Annotated in this window: 2 protein-coding genes; both read right to left on the bottom strand. The window is 68.8% G+C overall.

The window, feature by feature from the left end; genetic code table 11:
• A partial coding sequence (locus GRX66_RS18640; RefSeq protein WP_159527807.1) for a hypothetical protein occupies positions 1-781 on the bottom strand: 781 nt, incomplete at its 3' end.
• Between the two features lie 43 nt (positions 782-824).
• Entirely contained in the window at positions 825-1,664 is an 840-nt protein-coding gene (locus tag GRX66_RS18635; RefSeq protein WP_159527806.1) for an RAD55 family ATPase, read from the bottom strand.
• Between the last annotated feature and the right edge of the window lie 218 nt (positions 1,665-1,882).

The following is a 1,882-nucleotide window of genomic DNA, read 5'->3' as shown; positions in this document are numbered from 1 at the left end:
CGAACCAGCCCTCGTTGACCTCCACGTCCTCGAACGTCGCGCCACACGCCGGGCACTCCGGCGCGGTCAGCAGACCCACCGAAACTTCGCTCCCGCAGGCCTCGCAGTCCGCCACGCGGACGCCGGAACGGTTCGCCTCGCGCTTCAGGCGGTCGGTGCGCTCCCGGCGCGCGTTCGCCGCGGCGACCGACGTCACCGATTTCCGCATCGCCAGCACTGCCGTCGCGAGCGTCGTCAACTTCCGGTCGAGGTCGTCGGTCTCGTCGCGCAGGTACCGCAACACCTCCTCGAAGTTCTCGAACCCGGCGTCCACGCGCTCCGAGAGCCGACTCACCGTGTCCGCGACCTCCACGACCTCCGCTTCGAGTTCGTCGACGGCCGCCAGCGCGTCCGTCGCCTGGTCGGCCAGTTCGGGGTGGTCGTGGTCCGCTGGCGCCTTCGCGTCAGTCTCGCGTTTCACCTGGATGACGCGGTCGCGGACGTCCTGTAACTTCTCCGAAAGGTCGCTGTCCAGGTCCGCCAGTTCCGACTCGAAGTCCCCCGTCGCGTCAGCAAGCTCGGCCTGGACCTCCGCTTCGACCTTGTCGAGACGCTCCTCGAACTCCGCCTCCGTCACCACGTCCGGAACGCCGCCTTCCTCGGCGGCGCGGTACGCCGCGACGACGCGCTCTAGCAGCTCGTCGGCGCTCACGTCGAGTTCGTCCGCGCGTTCTGCGAGCCACGCGGCCGCCGGCCCCTCGAGGGTCGTGTTCTCGACAGCGTCCGACGTGCCGTCGACCATTCACCCAGTCTTGGCGCTCTGCTGTCTTAACCGTTCGGCTGCGTTACCTGATTTTTCGAACGTCGGACACGTCGAACCCCGCGTCGTGGATCTCCGTCTCGAACTGCACGATGTCCTCCTTCTCGAGGCGGCCGAGCACGCCCCGGAACTCCCGGACGAACATCGTCCGCACGCGCTCGTTCCCGCCGCGCTCCCACTCGAACTCGACGGTGCCGTCCACGGACGTCATCAGGCTCCCGAACTCCTCAGTGGTGACCGCGTCCCGCGTCAAGTGCAGCAGAATCAGGCCGTCCCAGCCGCGGGCCGCCTTCCGCAGCCCCTTCAGCGTCATCACGATGTCGCCGAACGTCAGCTCCTTCTGTCGGACGCCGATGAGGTCGGTCAGCGAGTCCACGACGACGAGGCTGCCGCTGGCCTGCTCGTCGAGGTAGTCCGCGAACGCCTCGAGGACGTCTCGCCGGTCGTTGTCCGTGTTCCCGAGGTCGTTGATCGAGCGGTGTTCGCCCGCGTACCACTCCCTGGGCACCGGACTCAGCTGGAAGTACTCCGGCGAGAAGTCCGCGAACGTCACCGCGTCCAGGCCCGCGTCGACGATCTCCTCGTCCATCGTGAACGCGATTTCGCGGCGGAGCTCCGACTCGTCGGCGGTGAACGACACGTAGTGGACGTCCTCCGGTTCCACCGCCGACCCGTGCAGGTCGCCGTAGTGCAACTCGAAGAGGTCCCTGTCGGCGTCCAGCAGGCCGTTCATCACCGCGCTGGTGTACACGAACTCGCGCGCACCGGCGCCGGCTTCACCCGAGAGCAACACGACGCTCCCCTCCGGAGCGCCGCCCTGAATGCGGCCGTCCAGCCGCGAGATGCCGAACGGAATCGTCGCCATACCGGCGACTCGCGGGCGCGGCGTTTACCTCTTTTGTTGGTCGGCCCCGGTGTCCGGCCACCCGTGCGGTCTCATTCGGAGAGCTGTGCACCCTCGTTCCGCGGCGCGACGACCTGCACGTCGCCGCCCACGCCCGCCGCCTCCAGCGCCTCCCGGCCGGCGGTTTCGGCTGCGTCGGCGCGGCTCTCGTCGGTAACGCCGTACACCGCGGGCCCCCA

This window comes from Halobacterium bonnevillei, from assembly GCF_009831555.1.
Lineage (GTDB): Archaea > Halobacteriota > Halobacteria > Halobacteriales > Halobacteriaceae > Halobacterium > Halobacterium bonnevillei.
The sequence above is the reverse complement of the archived record's forward strand: the minus strand, read 5'-3'. Positions and strand labels throughout refer to the sequence as shown.

Bases quoted from the DNA above. Each gene is read 5' to 3' on its own strand.
- GRX66_RS18635 (WP_159527806.1), bottom strand. From the start codon at position 1,664: ATGGCGACGATTCCGTTCGGCATCTCGCGGCTGGACGGCCGCATTCAG.